The organism is Micromonospora solifontis (genome assembly GCF_003725545.1).
In the GTDB taxonomy this organism is placed as follows: domain Bacteria; phylum Actinomycetota; class Actinomycetes; order Mycobacteriales; family Micromonosporaceae; genus Micromonospora; species Micromonospora solifontis.
Window position 1 is genome coordinate 1 of the sequence record NZ_RJLN01000045.1, and the last position, 17111, is coordinate 17111.

Consider the following 17111-nt stretch of genomic DNA (forward strand, 5'->3'; position numbering starts at 1 on the left):
GATCGACTCCGGCTGCGGCAACCGGGGGTCTCCGCCGGTGGCGGGACCCCGCCTTTCCGCAATTCGCGCGCGGAACGCCGACAGCGGCGCGCAGGGCAGGCGTCCGGGCCCGCGGGCACCGGGGTCGCGGCGGGTGCGCCGGGCCTTAGGATGGGCGCTCACGGCAGGAGGAGCGGGATGAAACGGGTACGGCGCGACGGCGGGGTGCCGCGGTGAGCCCGCGCGGCTGGGCGGTGCTGACCCTGGCCGGGCTGGCCGTCGCGCTGGTCGTCGCCGCCGTGCTGCTGATCCCGTGGCACCGGCCGCCGGCGCCCCGCGCCGACCAGCTGGCCGCGCTGCGTACCCTCCCGGTCGACCAGGTGGCCCGGGGCCGGGCGTTCCACGGCGCGCTGCGCCCGGCCGCGTGGTCGGCGCTCGCCGTCGGGCTGGTGGTCGCGCTGCTGCTCGGGCTCACCCCGGTCGGGGCCCGGCTGGTGACGCTCGCCGGCCGGCCCTTCGGCGACCACTGGATCGCCCAGGCGGTGCTCGGCGGACTGGCCGTGCTGCTCGTCGCCGACCTGCTCAGCCTGCCCTTCGCGGCCTGGCGGCAGACCGTGCTCACCCGCTACGGGCTGAGCACCCAGGGCTGGGGTGGCTGGGCGGTGGACCTGCTCAAGTCGTACGCGGTCAGCGCGGTCATCGGCGCGGTGGTCCTGCTCGGCTTCTACTCGGTCGTCCGGCTCGCCCCGCGCTGGTGGTGGGCGTTCGGCGCGGCCGGTGCCGCGCTGCTGGTGGTGCTGCTGTCGTTCGTGCTGCCGGTCCTGGTCGAGCCGGTGTTCAACAGGTTCACCCCGATGGAGCCGGGCCCGCTGCGCGGCGAGCTGATGAGCATGGCCGCCCGGGACGGGGTGCCGGTCCGCGACGTGCTGGTCGCCGACGCCTCCCGGCGGACCCGGGCGGTCAACGCGTACGTCTCCGGGCTGGGGCCGACCCGGCGGGTGGTGGTCTACGACACCCTGCTGCGCGAGGCCACCCCCGAGGAGGTGACCAGCGTGGTCGCGCACGAGCTGGGGCACGCCAAGGACCGGGACGTGTGGATCGGCACGCTCACCGGGGCGCTCGGGGCCGCGTTCGCGGTGGTGGCGCTCTACCTGGTCGGCTCCCGGCCGCCGCTGCTGCGCCTGGCCGGCGTTGACTCGGTCGCCCAGCCGGCCGCGTTTCCGCTGCTGATCGCCCTGGTCACGCTGGCCGGGCTGGTGGCCACCCCGGTGCAGGCCCTGGTGTCGCGCCGGGTCGAGGCCCGGGCCGACGCGCACGCGCTCGCCCTGACCGGCGATCCGGTCACCTTTGAGGCGATGCAGCGCCGCCTGGCCGGGGTGAACCTGGCCGACCCGGACCCGCCCCGCTGGGAATACCTCTGGTCGGCGTCCCACCCGTCCACCGTGGAGCGGATGGCCGCCGCCCGCGCCTACGCCAGGGAGATCGGCGGATGAGCCGGACCTTGCTGATCACCAACGACTTCCCGCCCCGCCCCGGCGGCATCCAGTCCTTCGTGCACCACCTGGCCGTACGCCAGCCCGCCGGCTCGGTGGTGGTCTACGCGTCGAGCTGGCGCGGCGCCGCCAAGTTCGATGCCGACCAGCCGTTCGAGGTGATCCGGGAGCGCACCAAGGTGCTGCTGCCCACCCCGCTGGTCGCCCGGCGCGCGGCGAAACTCGCCCGGGCGTACGACTGCGACACGGTGTGGTTCGGCGCGGCGGCCCCGCTCGGGCTGCTCGCGGCGGGGCTGCGCCGGCGGGCCGGGATCCGGCGGGCGGTGGCCCTCACCCACGGGCACGAGGCCGGCTGGGCGGCGCTGCCCGGCGCCCGGTCCGCGCTGCGGCGGATCGGCCGTGGCGTGGACGTCACCACCTACCTCGGCGAGTACACCCGGGTCCGGCTGGCCCGGGTGCTGGACGGGCTGACCGAGCTGCGCCGGCTCGCCCCCGGCGTCGACGTGGACACCTACCACCCGGCGGTGGACGGGGAGCGGGTGCGGCTGCGCCTGGGGCTGGCCGACCGGCCGGTGGTGGTCTGCGTGTCGCGGCTGGTGCCGCGCAAGGGGCAGGACATGCTCATCCGGGCGCTGCCGGCGATCCGGCGCCGGGTTCCGGACGCGGCGCTGCTGATCGTGGGGGGCGGGCCGTACCGGGGGACGCTGGAGAAGCTGGCCCGGCAGGCCGGGGTGGAACGCGATGTGGTCTTCACCGGTTCCGTGCCGTCGGCCGAGCTGCCCGCCCACTACGCCGCCGGCGACGTGTACGCCATGCCCTGCCGCACCCGCAACCGGGGGCTGGACGTCGAGGGGCTGGGGATCGTCTACCTGGAGGCCAGCGCGACGGGGCTGCCGGTCGTGGCCGGCGACTCCGGCGGCGCCCCGGACGCGGTGCGCGAGGGCGAGACCGGGTACGTGGTCCCGGGCCGGGACGTGGCCCAGCTCGCCGACCGGGTGGCCACCCTGCTCGCCGACCGGGACCTGGCCCGCCAGCTGGGCGCCGCCGGCCGTGCCTGGGTGGAGAAGGAGTGGCGCTGGGAAACCCAGGCCGAGCGGATGACCAGCATCCTCGCCGGCTGACCCCCACCCGGACTGTTCGGCAAGATCGCGCTCCAACCAGGATGGAGTGGCCTCGACGGCATGTCGAGGCCACTCCATCCACGATTCAGCGCGATCTTCGCGGGGCCCGACGTGGGGCCCGGCGCGGGGCGGGGCGCGCTCAGGTGTGGGCCAGGGCCGGCTCGGGGGCGGGCGGCGGGGCCGGCCGGGACGTCCGGCGGGACGGGCGGCCCGGCCACCAGGTACGGGCGCCCAGGTCCAGGGTCAGCGCCGGGATCAGCAGGCTGCGGACCAGGAACGTGTCGAGCAGGATGCCGACGGCCACGATGACCCCCATCTGCACCGACGGCACCAGCGGCAGCACCAGCAGCGCGCCGAAGGTGGCGGCGAGCACCACGCCCGCGCTGGTGATCACCCCGCCGGTGACGGTCAGCGCGCGCAGCACCCCCGGCCGGTGGCCGATCGACGCGACCTCCTCGCGGGCCCGGGTCATCAGGAAGATGGTGTAGTCGACTCCGAGCGCCACCAGGAACAGGAACGCCTGCAACGGGACCCCGACGAAGAGCCGGGGGTGGCCCAGCGCGTCGAGCAGCAGCCCGGCGGCGCCCATCGCGGCCGCGTACGACAGCACCACGCTGGCCATCAGCAGCAGCGGCGCGACCAGCGACCGGAGCAGCAGCACCAGGATCACCAGGACGACGGCGAGCACCAGGGGGATGACCACCCGGTCGTCCCGGTCCACCGTGCGCCGCTCGTCCAGCAGGGTGGCCGTCCGCCCACCCACCAGCGCCCGCGCGTCGGGCACCGCGTGCACCACGCTCCGCAGCCGGGCCACCGTGTCCCGGGCGGCGTCGCTGTCCGGGGCGGCGGCGAGGACCGCCGGGACGCGTACCCACCGGCCGTCGGGCGAGGGCTCCGCGGCGCCCACCTCGGCGATGCCGGGCACCGTGCGGACGGCGGCCACCACCCGGTCGGCGCTGCCCGCGGCGGCGAGGATCTCGGCCGGCGCGGCCGAACCGCCCGGGTAGTGGGCCGCGATCAGCCGCTGCCCGGTGACCGAGCCGACCTCGGTGGTGAAGGACTCCTCGTCGGGCAGGCCCAGGCTGAGGTTGCCGATGCCGAAGGTCAGCGCGACCAGCGCGGCGGCGGTGCCGAGCCAGACCGCGCGGGGCCGGCCGGCGACCAGCCCGGCGATCCGCCGCCAGACGCCGTGGTCGGAGGTCCGGTCCCGGGTCGCCGCGGCCGGGTCGTGACGGGGCACGAACGGCCAGAAGAGCCAGCGCCCGCACAGCACGAGCACCGCCGGCAGCAGGGTGGTCATGGCGAGCAGCGCCGCGCCGATGCCGACCGCGCCGACCGGGCCCAGGCCACGGGTGGCCGGCAGGTCCGCCGCGAGCAGGCAGAGCAGTCCGATCGCGACGGTCGCCGCCGAGGCGCACACCGCGCCGTACGAGCGGCGCAACGCCACCGCCATCGCCGCGTGCCGGTCGGGGTGGCGGCGCAGCTCCTCGCGGTAGCGGGCGATCAGCAGCAGGGCGTAGTCCACGCCGACGCCGAAGACCAGCACGGTCAGGATGGTCTGGCTCTGGAAGTCGACGGCCAGCCCGGCGTGCTTCGCCAGCAGGTAGACCACCCCGCCGGCGAGCTGGTTGGCGACCCCGACCGCGAACAGCGGGATCAGCCACAGCACCGGGCTGCGGTAGGTGACCAGCAGGAGCAGGGCGACGGTGGCCGCGGTGGCGAGCAGCAGCGCGCCGTCCATCCCGCCGAACGCGTCGAAGACGTCGTGCTCGGCGGCCGCGTCGCCGGTCAGCGCGGTCCGCAGGCCGGGTGGCGCACCGTCGGCCAGCCGGTCCTTGAGCGCGGCGACCGCCTCGGCGCGCCGGTCCTCGTCGGCGGCCATCGGGAGGGAGAGCAGCAGCGCCCGGCCGTCGGCACTGGCCACCGGCGGGGCCACCACACCCCCGTCGGCGTACGCGGTGAAGGCGGCGCGGTCCGCGTCGACCCGCGCCCGGTCGGCGGCGGTGAGGCCGGTGTCGCGGACGTAGACGGCGATGGCCAGTTGCCGGCGCGCGTCCGGGAAGGCCGCCTCGGCCCGCCGTACGGCCCGGCTGCTCTCCGCGCTCGCCGGCAGCGCGCCGAGCGTCGAGTTGTCCTGCACCTCGCCGAGCCGCACCGCCAGCGGGCCGGCGACGGCGAGCAGCGCCAGCCAGAGCAGGAGGACCGCGTACTTGCCGCGGCGGCCGGCAGGCACGCCGGCCAGTCGTTGCGGAGACATCCCGAGTTCCTCTCGTCAGGTGGGCCGGGGGAGCCACCGCCGGCCGAACGCCGCACCCGCGGCCCTCGCCACCGATCCTTCGCCGGGTGCGGGCCACCGGTCAGGGGTGGCACCTCGCCGGCCGAGGTGGTGCCAGCACCACCGATTTCCGTGGCGGCGGTACCGGAGAATGGGCCCCGTGGACGGCTCGGTGCGCGGACAGCTCCGCGGGTGGCTGCGGCCCGGCGCGGTCACCGCGGCGCAGGGGCTGCTGATCGCCGTGCTGTCGCTGGCCACCCACGTGGTGCTCTTCGTGCTGGCGCTGGCGTCGCTGCTGCTGATCCCCGCCTTCGGGGTCGGGTTCGCGCTGTTCCCGCTGGCCACGGCGCTGGTCCGCCTGGTCACCGGGCTGCACCGCCGGCTCGCCGGTTGGGCCGGGTCGCCGATGGCCACGCCGTACCTGCCGGCGCCGGCCGGTGCGCAGTACGGCACCTGGCGGCGGTTCCGCTGGGTGGTCAGCGACCCGGCCACCTGGCGGGACCTGGCCTGGCTGCTGCCCGGCGCGGTCACCGGCGCGGTCTGCCTGGCCGCGTTCGTCGTGCCGCTGTACGGCCTGGAGGGCTTGCTCGGGCTGCCGCTGGTGCTGCACGCCGCGGGCGTCTGGTACGGCTACGGCCCGTTCTGGCCGATCGGCAACCTGCTCCAGGCGCTGCTCTGCTTCCCCCTGGGCGCGCTGTTCCTGGCCGGCGGGCTGGCCGCCGGGCGCTGGCTGGTGTGGCTGCACGTGACCTTCGCCAGGTTCCTCCTGCCGCCCACCCGTAGCGCCGAGCTGGCGCTGCGGGTACGCCAGCTCACCGTCACCCGGGCCGAGACGGTGGACGCCCAGGCCGCGGAGCTGCGCCGGATCGAACGGGACCTGCACGACGGGGCGCAGGCCCGGCTGGTGGCGCTGAGCATGAGCATCGGCCTGGCCGAGCAGCTCGTGCAGCGCGACCCCGAGGCGGTCCGGCGACTGCTCGCCGAGGCCCGGGAGACCAGCGGGCAGGCGCTGGCCGAGCTGCGCGGCCTGGTCCGCGGCATCCACCCGCCGGTGCTGGCCGAGCGGGGCCTGGACGGCGCGGTACGGGCGTTGGCGCTGGCCGTACCGCTGCCCGTCGAGGTGACCGTCGACCTGCCGGGCCGCCCGCCGGCGCCGGTGGAGTCGGCGGCGTACTTCGCGGTGGCCGAGGCGCTGGCGAACGTCACCAAGCACAGTGGGGCGACCCGGGCCTGGATCCGGCTCGGCCACGTCGACGGCCGGCTGCGCCTGGTGGTCGGCGACGACGGCCGGGGCGGGGCCGATCCGGTGGCGGGCACCGGCCTGGCCGGTATCGGGCGCAGGCTTTCGGCGTTCGATGGAACGATGGGGGTGTCCAGCCCGTCCGGTGGGCCCACCGTCGTCAGCATGGAGCTGCCTTGCGAGTTGTCATCGCCGAGGACCTCGCCCTCCTCCGGGACGGGTTGATCCGCATCCTGGAGGCGTTCGACTTCGAGGTGGTCGCCGCCGTCGACAACGGACCGTCAGTGCTGCCCGCGCTGACCGCGCACCGGCCGGACATCGCTGTGGTCGACGTGCGGCTGCCACCCACCTTCACCGACGAGGGGTTGCAGGCCGCCATCCGGGCCCGGGCGGAGCTGCCCGGGCTGCCGGTCCTCGTGCTGTCCCAGCACGTCGAGCAGTTGTACGCCCGGGAGCTGCTCTCCGACCGGCTGGGCGGGGTCGGCTACCTGCTCAAGGACCGGGTGTCCCACGTGGACCAGTTCGTCGACGCGGTGCGCCGGGTGGCCGGCGGCGGGACGGTGATGGACCCGGAGGTGGTCGCCCAACTGCTCGCCAACCGGGGCGCGGCGGAGCCGCTGGCCGAGCTGACCGCGCGGGAGCGGGAGGTGCTGGGGCTGATGGCCGAGGGCCGCTCCAACGCGGCGGTCGCCGGGCGGCTCTTCATCACCGAGAAGGCGGTCAGCAAGCACATCAACAGCATCTTCAGCAAGCTGCGACTGCCCCCGTCCACCGACGACCACCGGCGGGTGTTGGCCGTGCTGGCCTACCTGGACGGGGCGGACGGCCGCCGGCCGCAGGCCCGGGCCTGACCCGGGCCTGACCCGGGGGCCGGTCAGACGGTGGTGCCGGTGAGGGCGGGGGAGCGGTCCAGGTGCTGCCGCGCCGGCCCCGGCCGGCCGAAGTGCCAGCCCTGCGCCGCGTCGCAGCCGATCGCCCGCAGCCGTTCGGCCTGCTCGGCGGTCTCCACCCCCTCGGCGGTCACCGTCACCTTCAGCGCGTGGGCCAGCGACACCAGCGAGGCGAGGATCCGCTCGTCGGTGCGGCTGGCCGGGTCGTCGGCCGGGGCGCGCAGCCCGGTCACGAACTCGCCGGCCACCTTCAGCTCGGTCACCGGCAGGTCCCGCAGGTACGCCAGGTTGCAGTAGCCGGTGCCGAAGTCGTCGATGGCGATCCGGACGCCCAGGTCGGCCAGCACCCGCAGCGCGCGTACCGGCTCCTCGGCGGTGCTCATCATGGTGCTCTCGGTGATCTCCAGCTGGAGCCGTCCAGGCGGCAGGCCGGTGCGCCGCAGCAGGTCCCGCACCTCGTCCACCAGCCCCGGCCGGCGTACCTGCTGCACGGCCAGGTTGACGCTGACGAACGGGGCGTCGCCGGCCACGTCGGCCCACCCGCGCGCCTCCCGGCACGCCTCGGCCAGCACCCAGGCGCCCAGCCGCACGATCAGCCCGGTCTCCTCGGCCAGCCCGATGAAGCTGTCCGGGCGGAGTACGCCCAGCTCCGGGTGACGCCAGCGGACCAGCGCCTCCATGCCGAGCACCCGGCCGTCGCGCAGCGAGGTCAGCGGCTGGTAGTCCAGGTAGAACTCGCCCCGGTCCAGCGCGGCCGGGATGGCCGCGGAGAGGGCGTACCGGGCCAGCTCGCGCCGGTTGCGATCGGCGTCGAAGATGGACCAGCGGGCCCCGCCGGCCGCCTTGGCCCAGTGCAACGTGCTGTCGGCCGCACGCATCAGCTCCATCGGCGAGGTGCCGGCCGCCGGCCGTTCGACGATGCCGATGCTGGCCGAGACGGTCAGCTCGTGCCCGTCGACCAGGGCCGGCTCGCTGACCGCGGCGAGCGCCGCCTCGGCGACCCGTACGGCGTCGTCGGTGCCGGCGGTGCTCTCGACCAGGATGACGAACTCGTCACCGCCGAGCCGGGCCACCAGGTGCTCGCCGAGGGCCCGCCGCAGCCGTTGCGCCACGGAGACCAGCAGCAGGTCGCCGATCTGATGGCCGAGACTGTCGTTGACCACCTTGAACCGGTCCAGGTCGAGGAAGCACACCCCGACCCGGTCCGCCCCGGCGATGGCGGCCGCGAGGCGCTCGGTGAACAGGGTGCGGTTGGGCAGGTCGGTCAGCGGGTCGTGGGTGGCCTGGTGGCGGAACCGGGCCTCGCTCTCCCGCAGCGCCCGTTCGGCCTGTGCGCGGGCCATCATCGCGGCCCGCCGGATCGACTCCTGCTCGTCAAGCGTGCGGTCGCGCAGGGCGCGGGCGTACCCGGTGGCCACGGTGGCGAGCAGCCGGGCCATCCGGTCCTCCACGTCGTCGGCGACCAGGCCGAGGTCGCGGACCAGGCGCAGCTGGATGACCTCGACGGTCCGGCCGAGCCCCTCGGCGGAGGCGATGTGCGCCTGCACCAGCTCCGCGCCGACCTGCTGGCCGATGCGCAGGTCGAACGGCTCTGACTGGATCGCCGCGGCCAGCCGCCCGGTGAGCCGCTGCAGCAGCGCCTCCAGCTGTGCCTGGGTCATCGGCAGGTAGCTCGTCCCGGAGACCGCCTTGGCCCAGGCTCGGGCGAAGGCACCCGGGCAGGAGCGACCGGCGCCGCTCGACTCAGCCACCGAGCCGCCCGACGCCGCCGATGAAGACCGCCTTCGCGGCGTCCTCCGCCTGCTCCGGGGACTCCGGGCGCCACTGCGGCACCCAGACCACACCCGGGTCGATGAGTTCGAAGCCGGCGAAGAGCGCGGACAACTCGGCCCGGCTGCGGATCCAGAGCTGGCTGTCGGTGTGGCGGTAGACCCGCTCGGCCTCCGCCCGCTCGCCCGTCTCGCCCCGGTCGTCGTCGCTGGCCTGGGACATCACCAGGTAGCTGCCGGGGGCCAGCGCGGCCCGCAGCGTCCGCAGGATCTCCTCCGGCCGGTCGGCGTCGGGAACGAAGTGCAGCACCGCCACGATCATCACGGCCACCGGCTGGTCGAAGTCCAGCAGCCTGGTCACCTCGGGGTGCGCGAGGATCTCCGCCGGCCGGCGCAGGTCCTCCTGGATCACGGTGGCCCGCTCGTTGCCGGCCAGGATCTCCCGGCTGTGCGCGACCGCGACCGGGTCGACGTCGACGTAGACCACCCGGCACTCCGGGTCGATCCGTTGGGCGATCTCGTGCACGTTGCCCACGGTCGGGATGCCGGAGCCGATGTCGAGGAACTGGCGTACCCCCGACTCGGCCAGGAACTGCACCGCCCGGCGCAGGAAGGCCCGGTTGGCCTGGGCCATCAGCGGGGCCTCCGGCACGGCCTCCACCATGGCGCGGGCGGCGGCCCGGTCGGCCGCGAAGTTGTGCGAGCCGCCGAGGTAGTAGTCGTACATGCGGGCGACGCTGGGGCGCTCGATGTCGATCGTGTCAGGTGCCCAGTCCGGCCGCTGCATGCCGTTGCCCCTTTGTGTCGACGACGCGCGGGACCACGCCCGCGCGACCACCCGGGTATTCTGCCCGCCCGCCGACCCCGTGCAAAGACCGTGGTCGCTGCGCGATCGGCCCCTCACCGTCCGCGGTCGCCCCCGCCGGGTACGCCGGAGCGGCCCGCGTCCGGGTGGACGCGGGCCGCCGCCGTACGCGGGGTCAGAACTTGGGGGCGTCCGGGGCCTCCAGCAGGCCCAGCCGCAGCGCCGTCATCAGCGCCTGCGCCCGGTTGGCCGCGCCCAGCTTCTCGTAGAGCTTGGAGATGTGCGTCTTGGCCGTCGACTCGCTGACGAACAGCTGCTTGGCGATGCCGGCGACGCTCATGCCGTCGGCGAGCAGCCGCAGCACCTGGCCCTCGCGGGGGGAGAGCTGCGGGCCGGACGGGGCCAGCCGCCGCTTCATCGCCTCGGCCAGGTCGGCCGCGGTGAACGCACTGGGGGAGGACGCGGCGTGCCGGGCGGCGGCCACCACCTCGTCGGCCGGGGCGGTCTTCGGCACGAACGCGCTGGCGCCCGCCTCGAGGGCACCGAAGAGCTGGTCGTCGCCCGCGTACATGGTGAGCACGACGATGCCCATGGACGCGCTGGACTTGCGCAGCGCGCGGGTCGCCTCCAGGCCACTGCCGTCGGGCAGCCGCAGGTCCATGATCACCACGTCCGGCTGCAGCGCGCCGGCCTGGCGGACGCCCTCGGCGGCCGTGGCGGCCTCGCCCACGACCTCGAACTGCCGGTCCCGCTCGAAGGCGTGCCGCAGCCCCTTGCGGATCAGGTCGTGATCGTCGACAAGGAGAACCTTGGTACGGGTGGCCGGTGTCGGACTAGTGGTCATCCTCGGGTTACTCCCCTTCTGCTGCCGCGGCGCTGCCGCGCACCTTATCGCGCCGGGGCGAGGAGCCGAGGACCACCGCCACGGTCGTGCCGCTGGGTTGCCGCGGCCTGATCTCCAGCCGGCCCCGGATACGTTCCGCCCTCTCCGCCATGATCGCAAGACCATAGTGCCCGTCGGGGCGCTGGTCACCGATGCCGTGACCGTCATCCGACACTTCGATCTGGGCGTACGGGGGATCCACCTCACACGTGACCCACAGATTCGACGCCCCGGCGTGCTTGCGCGCGTTGGTCACCGCCTCCTGGGCGATGCGCAGCAGCTCCGCCTCCGTGGCGGCGGGCAGCCGGGCGGTCGACTCGTCCAGGGACAGGTGCACCCGCAGGCCTCCGGACGCGCCGACGGTGCGCGCGTACTCGGCGATCGCGGCGGCCAGCCCGCCGTGCCGGTCCACCTCGCTGCGCAACTCGAAGAGGCTGAGCCGCAGCTCGGTGATCACCCGGGTGACCTCCTGCCGCAGCGTGCGCAGCGAGTCGGCGGTCTCCTCCGCGTCGTCGTGCACGGTGGCCAGGGCGTTGTCGATGCCGTACCCGACCATCACCAGCTCCTGGGCGACCCCGTCGTGGATCTCCCGGGCCAGCCGCTGCCGCTCCTCGTTGGTGGCCAGCGACCGGACCTCGTCGAAGAGCAGGGCCGCCTCCAGGCGCAGCGCCGCCGGCCCGGTCAGCGCGGTGACCCGGGACATCACCGCCGGCGGGTACGCGTGCGGGGTGTCCGCCTCGATCACCACCAGGCCGACCGTGCGTACCCCGGCCACCAGCGGCACGATCAGCGCGGACACCTCGCCGGAGTGCTGCGAGCGGGCCTGCGACCGGGACGAGGTCTGCGGCTGCTGGCTGGCCCAGGCGTCGGCGATGGCCGAGTCCGCGTCGAGCGTGGTCTCCCAGTCCACCCGGTCCACGCCGATCTGGGCGAGCACCACCAGCCGGCCGCCGCCCGAGGCGGAAAGCACCGCGCCCCGGTCGGTCTTGGCCACCATCCGCAGCTCCTCCAGCAGGTGCTCGGAGATGCCGCCGGGGTCCAGGGTGGCGCCGGGCAGCTGGCGGGCCACGGTCCGCAGCTGGGTCAGCAGCCGGGTCGCCTCCGCGTACGGCTGGGGCTTCTCGCCGCGGACCCGGACCACCCGCTGGAACGTGCCGGCGGTGTAGAGGCCGAGCCCGGCCAGGATCAGCCACTGCGCGCAGACCGCCAGGTAGCCGAGCTGACCGAGCTGCCGCCCGCCGTCGACCTCGGTGAAGGCGGCGCTGACCAGCAGCGTGGCCGCCGCCACCGCGAGCAGCGCGGCGCCCTCGCGGTACCTGCGGCGCAGCGCCGTCACGGTCACCGGCACGGCCAGGTACGGCAGCACCGCCGAGGCCCCCAGCCCGCCGGTCACGCCGGTCAGGTGGGTGTCCGCGGCGACCTGGCTGGCGGCCAGCCCGAGGACCACCACCTCGGCGAAGCGGCTGAGCAGCCCCAGCAGCCGGTGCTGCGGGGCCAGCACGGCCGGCAACCCGGCGACGCCCAGCAGGGCGATCCACCAGAGCTGGGCGGGTTCGCCGGTGGCGAACAGGGTCAGGGCGGCGACCAGCGCGAGGAGGACCAGGCGCGCGGCGGCGGCCAGGGGTTGGGTCTGCGGCTGGCTGGCTGTGGAGGCGGGCACGTGACGGATGGTAGTCAGCCTCGGTAGATGTCGGCGATCTCCGCCGCGTACGTCTTGTGCACGACCTGCCGCTTGACCTTGAGCGAAGGGGTCAGCTCGCCGGTGGCCTCGGTGAAGTCCTGCGGCAGGATCCGGAACACCTTGATCGCTTCGGCCTTGGAGACCGACTGGTTGGCCTGGTCGACCGCGCCCTGGACCTCCGCCAGCAGGGCCTCGTCCGCGCGCAGGTCGGCGACGGTGGTGTCCGCCGGCCGGCCGTTGGCGGCGAGCCACCCGGGCAGCGCCTCCTCGTCGATGGTGACCAGCGCCGCGATGAACGGCTGCCGGTCGCCGACCACGAGGCACTGGCTGACCAGCGGGTGGGCCCGGACCTGGTCCTCCAGCACCGCCGGGGCGACGTTCTTGCCGCCGGCGGTCACGATGATCTCCTTCTTCCGGCCGGTGATGCTCAGGTAGCCGTCCTCGTCGAGCCGCCCGAGGTCGCCGGTGCGGAACCAGCCGTCGGAGGTGAGCGCCTCGGCCGTGGCGGGCTCGTTGTGCCAGTAGCCCCGGAAGACGATGTCGCCGGAGATCAGGATCTCGCCGTCGTCGGCGATCCGGATGGTCACCCCGGGCAGCGGCCGGCCCACCGTGCCGACCCGGGTGTGGCCGGGCAGGTTCGCGGCGGCGGCGGGCGAGGTCTCGGTGAGGCCGTACCCCTCGCAGATGGTCACGCCGACGCCCCGGAAGAAGTGTCCGAGCCGGGCGCCGAGCGGCGCGCCGCCGGAGATCGCGTCGCGGCACCGGCCGCCCATCGCCGCCCGCAGCTTGCGGTAGACCAGCTTGTCGAAGAGCGCGTGCTGGGCGCGCAGCGCCAGGCCGGGCCCGTCGGCGGTCTCCAGCGCCTCGCTGTACGCGATCGCGACCTTCTCGGCCCGGTCGAAGATCTTGCCCTTGCCTTCCGACTCGGCCTTCTGCCGGGCGCCGTTGTAGACCTTCTCGAAGACCCGGGGCACGGAGAGCACGAAGGTGGGCTTGAAGTCCTGGAGCTCGGCGACCAGGTTCTTGGTGTCCGAGCAGTGCGCCATGGTGGCCCGGGCCTGCACCACGCCGACCTGGATGAGCCGGGCGAAGGCGTGCGCGAGCGGCAGGAAGAGGAGGGTGGAGGCGCCCTGGCGGAACAGGTTCGGCAGCACCGGCACCGCGTTGGCGATGTCGGCGTAGATGTTGCGGTGGGTGAGCACGCAGCCCTTGGGGCGCCCGGTGGTGCCACTGGTGTAGATGATGGTGGCGATGTCGTCCGCCGTGAGCGTGGAGCGGCGGACCTCGACCTCGGCCGGGTCGACCGACTCGCCGGCGGCGACCAGTTGGTCCACCGCGCCGAGCTCGATCTGCCAGACCTCGCGCAGCTCGGGCAGCCGGTCCCGGACCCCGGCGACCAGGGTGGCGTGCGCGGTGCTCTCCACCACGGCGGAGACCGCGCCGGAGTCGGCGAGGATCCACGCGGCCTGCTCGGCGCTGGAGGTCTCGTAGATCGGCACGGTGACCGCGCCGGCGGCCCAGATGGCGTAGTCGAGCAGGGTCCACTCGTAGCGGGTGCGGCTCATCAGCGCCACCCGGTCGCCGGGGGAGACGCCGGCCGCGACCAGGCCGCGGGCGACCGCGACCACCTCGTCCCGGAACTGCCGGCAGGTGACGTCCGTGGCGGCGCCCGGGCCGCCGGTGCGCCGGACGAACTGCACGGTGTCCGGGGCGACCTCGGCGTTTTCCCAGACCGGGTCGGTCAGGTTGGCCGCGTCGCCGACGGTGACGATCGGCGGGACGGAGAACTCGCGCACCTGCACTCCCTCGTGCTCGCACTGGCCGTGCCGGCCCGGGCCGGCTCTGTCGAAACCTACCCGCTGGTTCGGTCCGGTGGACCAGGGAGGTTGCCCGCCCGGCTGGTGGGACGCCCGGGGCCCGCGCCGCCGCGCCACGGTGCGCCACCGGCGGGGTGGAGCGGCGCGCGGGTGGCCGCCGCCGGGTAGCCTCCCCCCCATGGCGGACTCCTCCACCCAGTCGATCATCATCGGCGCCGCACCGGACCGGGTGGCGGCGGTCATCTGCGACTTCCCCCGCTACCCCGAGTGGGCCGAGGCGGTGCGGCGGGCGGAGGTGATCGAGGAGTACGAGGACGGCTACGCCAGCCAGGTCCGGTTCACCCTCGACGCGGGGGTGATGGCCGACGAGTACGTGCTGGCCTACGAGTACGCCGAGGACATCTCCCGGATCGAGTGGCACCTGGTGGCGCCCTCGAAGATGCAGAAGTCCCAGCGCGGGTCGTACGACCTGGTCGGCGACGCGGACGGGACCACCACCACGGTGACCTACACCCTGGAGGTGGAGCTCTCCGTGGCCATGCTCGGCATGTTTCGCCGCAAGGCCGAGAAAATGATCATGGATGCGGCGTTGAAGCAGCTCAAGCGCCGGGTAGAAGCATCCGGTGCGGCCCACTGACCCGACCGCCGGACCGGTCGTCACGGTAGAGGAGCCGACCCATGGGCACCACTGATCCGGGTTCGGCCCGGGAAGAGGCCGAGCGCCTCGTCGCCACGTTGCTGGCCACCGCCCGGCTGGCCGCCGCCGCGCCCGGGGCCGGCCCCTGGGGTCCGCTCGGTGGGATCCTGTCGGGTGTCCTCGGTCACACCCCCGCAGGTGGGGACGCCGGCGGCGCGGCCGCCGGCGGCACCGCGGCCGGTGGGGGTTTCGCCACCGGCTCGCCGGAATGCTGCGTCTGCCCGATCTGTCGCGGAATCGCCGCGTTGCGGGACCCGAGTCCCGAATTCGCCGAGCGGCTCGCCACCGGCGCGGGCGACCTGGCCGCCGGGGTGGCCAGCCTGCTGCGCGCGTTCGCCCCGGCCGAACCCGCCGCGCCGGGTGCCGACGGGGGCGAGGAGTCGATCGCCGGGAACCCGACCGGGGACCACGTGTGGCGCGAGGCCACCCGTACCGGGCATGATTCTCAGCCGGCACCCGAGCAGGACGTGTGGTCCGCCGCCACCCGGGGGGAGGGCGCGGCCGATTCGGGTGCGGTCGACGGCTCCAGGTCGCGGCGCGGCGTCAGACGCGCCGAGCTGGAGTCGTCGGAGTCGCCCGCCGATGTCGCCGGGCCGGACGCGCCGGTGACGACCCGGCCGCCGGCCGGCCGTCCCGTGGTGCCCGCCTCGCGGGTGTCCGGCGAGGTGGGCGAGGACGCACCAGGCGACGGGGCCTGACCAGGTCATCCTGACCTCGCCCGGCCGGTCCGGGTGAGGTCGGGCAGCACAGCAGAGGGGAGTGGCAGCGGTGACGCTGACCATCGGAGTCGACGTCGGTGGCACGAAGGTGGCCGGCGGTGTCGTGGACGACACCGGCGCAGTTCTCGTGCAGACGCGACGGGACACCCCCGCCGATGACGTGGCCAAGACCCGCGACACCATCATCGAGCTGGTCACCGAGCTGGCCACCGGGCACGACGTGGCGGCGGTCGGCATCGGCGCGGCCGGCTGGATCGACGCGTCCCGCTCCACCGTCCTCTTCGCCCCCAACCTCGCCTGGCGGGACGAGCCGCTGCGCGAGTACGTCAGCACCGCCACCGGCCTGCCGGTGATCGTGGAGAACGACGCGAACGTGGCCGCGTGGGCGGAGTTCCGCTACGGCGCGGCCCGGGACGCCGACGACTCGATGGTCATGTTCACCATCGGCACCGGCGTCGGCGGCGGCATCGTGCTCGGCGGGGAGCTGCTGCGCGGGGCCAACGGCATCGCGGCCGAGCTGGGGCACATGCTCACCGTGCCGGACGGGCACCAGTGCGGCTGCGGCCGGCTGGGCTGCATCGAGCAGTATGCCAGCGGCAGCGCCCTGGTCCGGTTCGCCCGCGCCGCCGCGCGCCAGGAGCCGCACCGGGCCACCGCCCTGCTCGAGCTGGCCGGCGGCGAGGCCGAGGCGGTCACCGGCCCGATGGTGACCGCGGCCGCGAAGGGCGGGGACCCGGTCTCCGCCGAGGCGTTCGCCCAGGTCGGGCGCTGGCTCGGCACCAGCATGGCGGACATGGCGCAGATCCTGGACCCGCAGGTGCTCGTCGTCGGCGGCGGCGTGATCGACGCCGGTGACCTGCTGATGGGCCCGGCCCGCCGCTCGTACGGCGAGGCGCTGGCCCAGCGCAGCCGCCTTCCGGTGGCCGAGATCCGGCCCGCGGAACTGGGCAACAGCGCCGGGGTGATCGGCGCGGCCGACCTCGCCCGGCGCCTGTGAGCGCCGCCGGGGCCGCCGGTGCCGGGGTGCCGCTGCGGGTGCTGTCGTACAACATCCACAGCCAGCGGGACGACACGGCCGCGTTGGCCGAGGTGGTCCGCGCGGCCGAGCCGGACGTGGTGATCGTCCAGGAGGGGCCGCGGCGGTTCCGGTGGCGGCAGAAGTGCGCCTCGCTGGCCGACGCGTTCGGCCTGGTGGTGGCGGCCGGTGGCCTGCCCGCGCTGGGCAACCTGCTGCTCACCAGCCTCCGGGTGCGGGTGGTGGACACCCGCTGCCAGCGCTACCCGCTGACCCCCGGACGCCACCTGCGCGGGGCCGCGTACGCCGAGTGCCTGGTGGGTGGGAGCAGGTTCCTGCTGGCCGGCTCCCACCTCTCCACCGACCCGGCCGAGCGGCCCGCCCAGGCGGCGGCGTTCAAGCGGGAACTGGCCGCGGCGACGCTGCCGGTGATCGCCGGGGCCGACCTCAACGAGGGGCCGGACGGGCCGGCCTGGCGAACCGTCGCGGCCGGACTGACCGACGCGGCGGTGGCGATGGATCGGGCCGAGCGGCACACCTACTCGTGTGCGAACCCGCGCCGGCGTATCGACGCGCTCTTCGTCGACCCGCGGGTCACGGTGGTGGACTACGACGTGGTCGACACCCCGACCACCCGCCGGGCCAGCGACCATTTCCCGGTCCTGGTCGACCTGCTGCTGCCCGCCGGCGACTGACCACCGCTCACCGCGCGGCGGCTCGGCACCGC

General features: G+C 75.1%; 14 protein-coding genes. 8 read left to right on the forward strand and 6 right to left on the reverse strand.

Going from position 1 to position 17111, the window contains the following annotated elements; translation table 11 throughout:
* Positions 1 to 212: 212 nt before the first annotated feature.
* Positions 213 to 1472, forward strand: a complete 1260-nt coding sequence (locus tag EFE23_RS16630) for a M48 family metallopeptidase (protein ID WP_123241848.1) — start codon at positions 213 to 215, stop codon at positions 1470 to 1472.
* On the forward strand, positions 1469 to 2593 hold the full coding sequence (locus EFE23_RS16635) for a glycosyltransferase family 4 protein (protein ID WP_123241849.1): 1125 nt from the start codon (positions 1469 to 1471) through the stop codon (positions 2591 to 2593). The genes EFE23_RS16630 and EFE23_RS16635 overlap by 4 nt, the downstream gene beginning before the upstream one ends.
* Positions 2594 to 2732: 139 nt before the next feature.
* Here EFE23_RS16635 and EFE23_RS16640 read toward each other — a convergent pair whose 3' ends face one another.
* A complete protein-coding gene (locus EFE23_RS16640; RefSeq protein ID WP_123241850.1) occupies positions 2733 to 4850 on the reverse strand; it encodes an MMPL family transporter in 2118 nt (705 codons plus the stop codon).
* Positions 4851 to 5019: 169 nt separating this feature from the next.
* Here EFE23_RS16640 and EFE23_RS16645 point away from each other — a divergent pair, with 169 nt between their 5' ends.
* Together EFE23_RS16645 and EFE23_RS16650 are read left to right on the forward strand one after the other, a co-directional pair.
* A complete protein-coding gene (locus EFE23_RS16645) occupies positions 5020 to 6333 on the forward strand; it encodes a sensor histidine kinase (RefSeq protein ID WP_123241851.1) in 1314 nt (437 codons plus the stop codon).
* A complete protein-coding gene (locus EFE23_RS16650) occupies positions 6285 to 6959 on the forward strand; it encodes a LuxR C-terminal-related transcriptional regulator (protein WP_123241852.1) in 675 nt (224 codons plus the stop codon). The genes EFE23_RS16645 and EFE23_RS16650 overlap by 49 nt, the downstream gene beginning before the upstream one ends.
* Before the next feature lie 23 nt (positions 6960 to 6982).
* On the opposite strand, the gene EFE23_RS16655 is transcribed toward EFE23_RS16650, so the two are convergent.
* The 5 genes from EFE23_RS16655 to EFE23_RS16675 form a co-directional block, all read right to left on the reverse strand.
* On the reverse strand, positions 6983 to 8659 hold the full coding sequence (locus EFE23_RS16655; protein WP_204334372.1) for a putative bifunctional diguanylate cyclase/phosphodiesterase: 1677 nt from the start codon (positions 8657 to 8659) through the stop codon (positions 6983 to 6985).
* 82 nt (positions 8660 to 8741) lie between these two features.
* Positions 8742 to 9554, reverse strand: a complete 813-nt coding sequence (locus EFE23_RS16660) for an SAM-dependent methyltransferase (RefSeq protein WP_123241854.1) — start codon at positions 9552 to 9554, stop codon at positions 8742 to 8744.
* A 193-nt stretch (positions 9555 to 9747) separates the two neighbouring features.
* Entirely contained in the window at positions 9748 to 10416 is a 669-nt protein-coding gene (locus EFE23_RS16665) for a response regulator transcription factor (RefSeq protein WP_007072219.1), read from the reverse strand.
* 7 nt (positions 10417 to 10423) lie between these two features.
* Entirely contained in the window at positions 10424 to 12115 is a 1692-nt protein-coding gene (locus EFE23_RS16670; RefSeq protein WP_123241855.1) for a sensor histidine kinase, read from the reverse strand.
* 14 nt (positions 12116 to 12129) lie between these two features.
* Positions 12130 to 13932, reverse strand: a complete 1803-nt coding sequence (locus tag EFE23_RS16675; protein WP_123241878.1) for an AMP-dependent synthetase/ligase — start codon at positions 13930 to 13932, stop codon at positions 12130 to 12132.
* Positions 13933 to 14131: 199 nt separating this feature from the next.
* Between EFE23_RS16675 and EFE23_RS16680 the strand changes: the two genes are divergently transcribed.
* The 4 genes from EFE23_RS16680 to EFE23_RS16695 all read left to right on the forward strand — a co-directional run bounded on the left by EFE23_RS16680 (position 14132) and on the right by EFE23_RS16695 (position 17079).
* Positions 14132 to 14590, forward strand: coding sequence for an SRPBCC family protein (locus tag EFE23_RS16680; protein WP_123241856.1), 459 nt, complete (start codon positions 14132 to 14134; stop codon positions 14588 to 14590).
* A gap of 41 nt (positions 14591 to 14631) precedes the next feature.
* Complete coding sequence (locus tag EFE23_RS16685) at positions 14632 to 15348, forward strand: hypothetical protein (protein ID WP_123241857.1); 717 nt, start codon at positions 14632 to 14634, stop codon at positions 15346 to 15348.
* 70 nt (positions 15349 to 15418) lie between these two features.
* Positions 15419 to 16366, forward strand: coding sequence for an ROK family glucokinase (locus EFE23_RS16690; RefSeq protein WP_123241858.1), 948 nt, complete (start codon positions 15419 to 15421; stop codon positions 16364 to 16366).
* Positions 16363 to 17079, forward strand: a complete 717-nt coding sequence (locus EFE23_RS16695) for an endonuclease/exonuclease/phosphatase family protein (protein ID WP_123241859.1) — start codon at positions 16363 to 16365, stop codon at positions 17077 to 17079. Before EFE23_RS16690 ends, EFE23_RS16695 begins: the two co-directional genes overlap by 4 nt.
* The last annotated feature ends 32 nt before the right edge of the window (positions 17080 to 17111 follow it).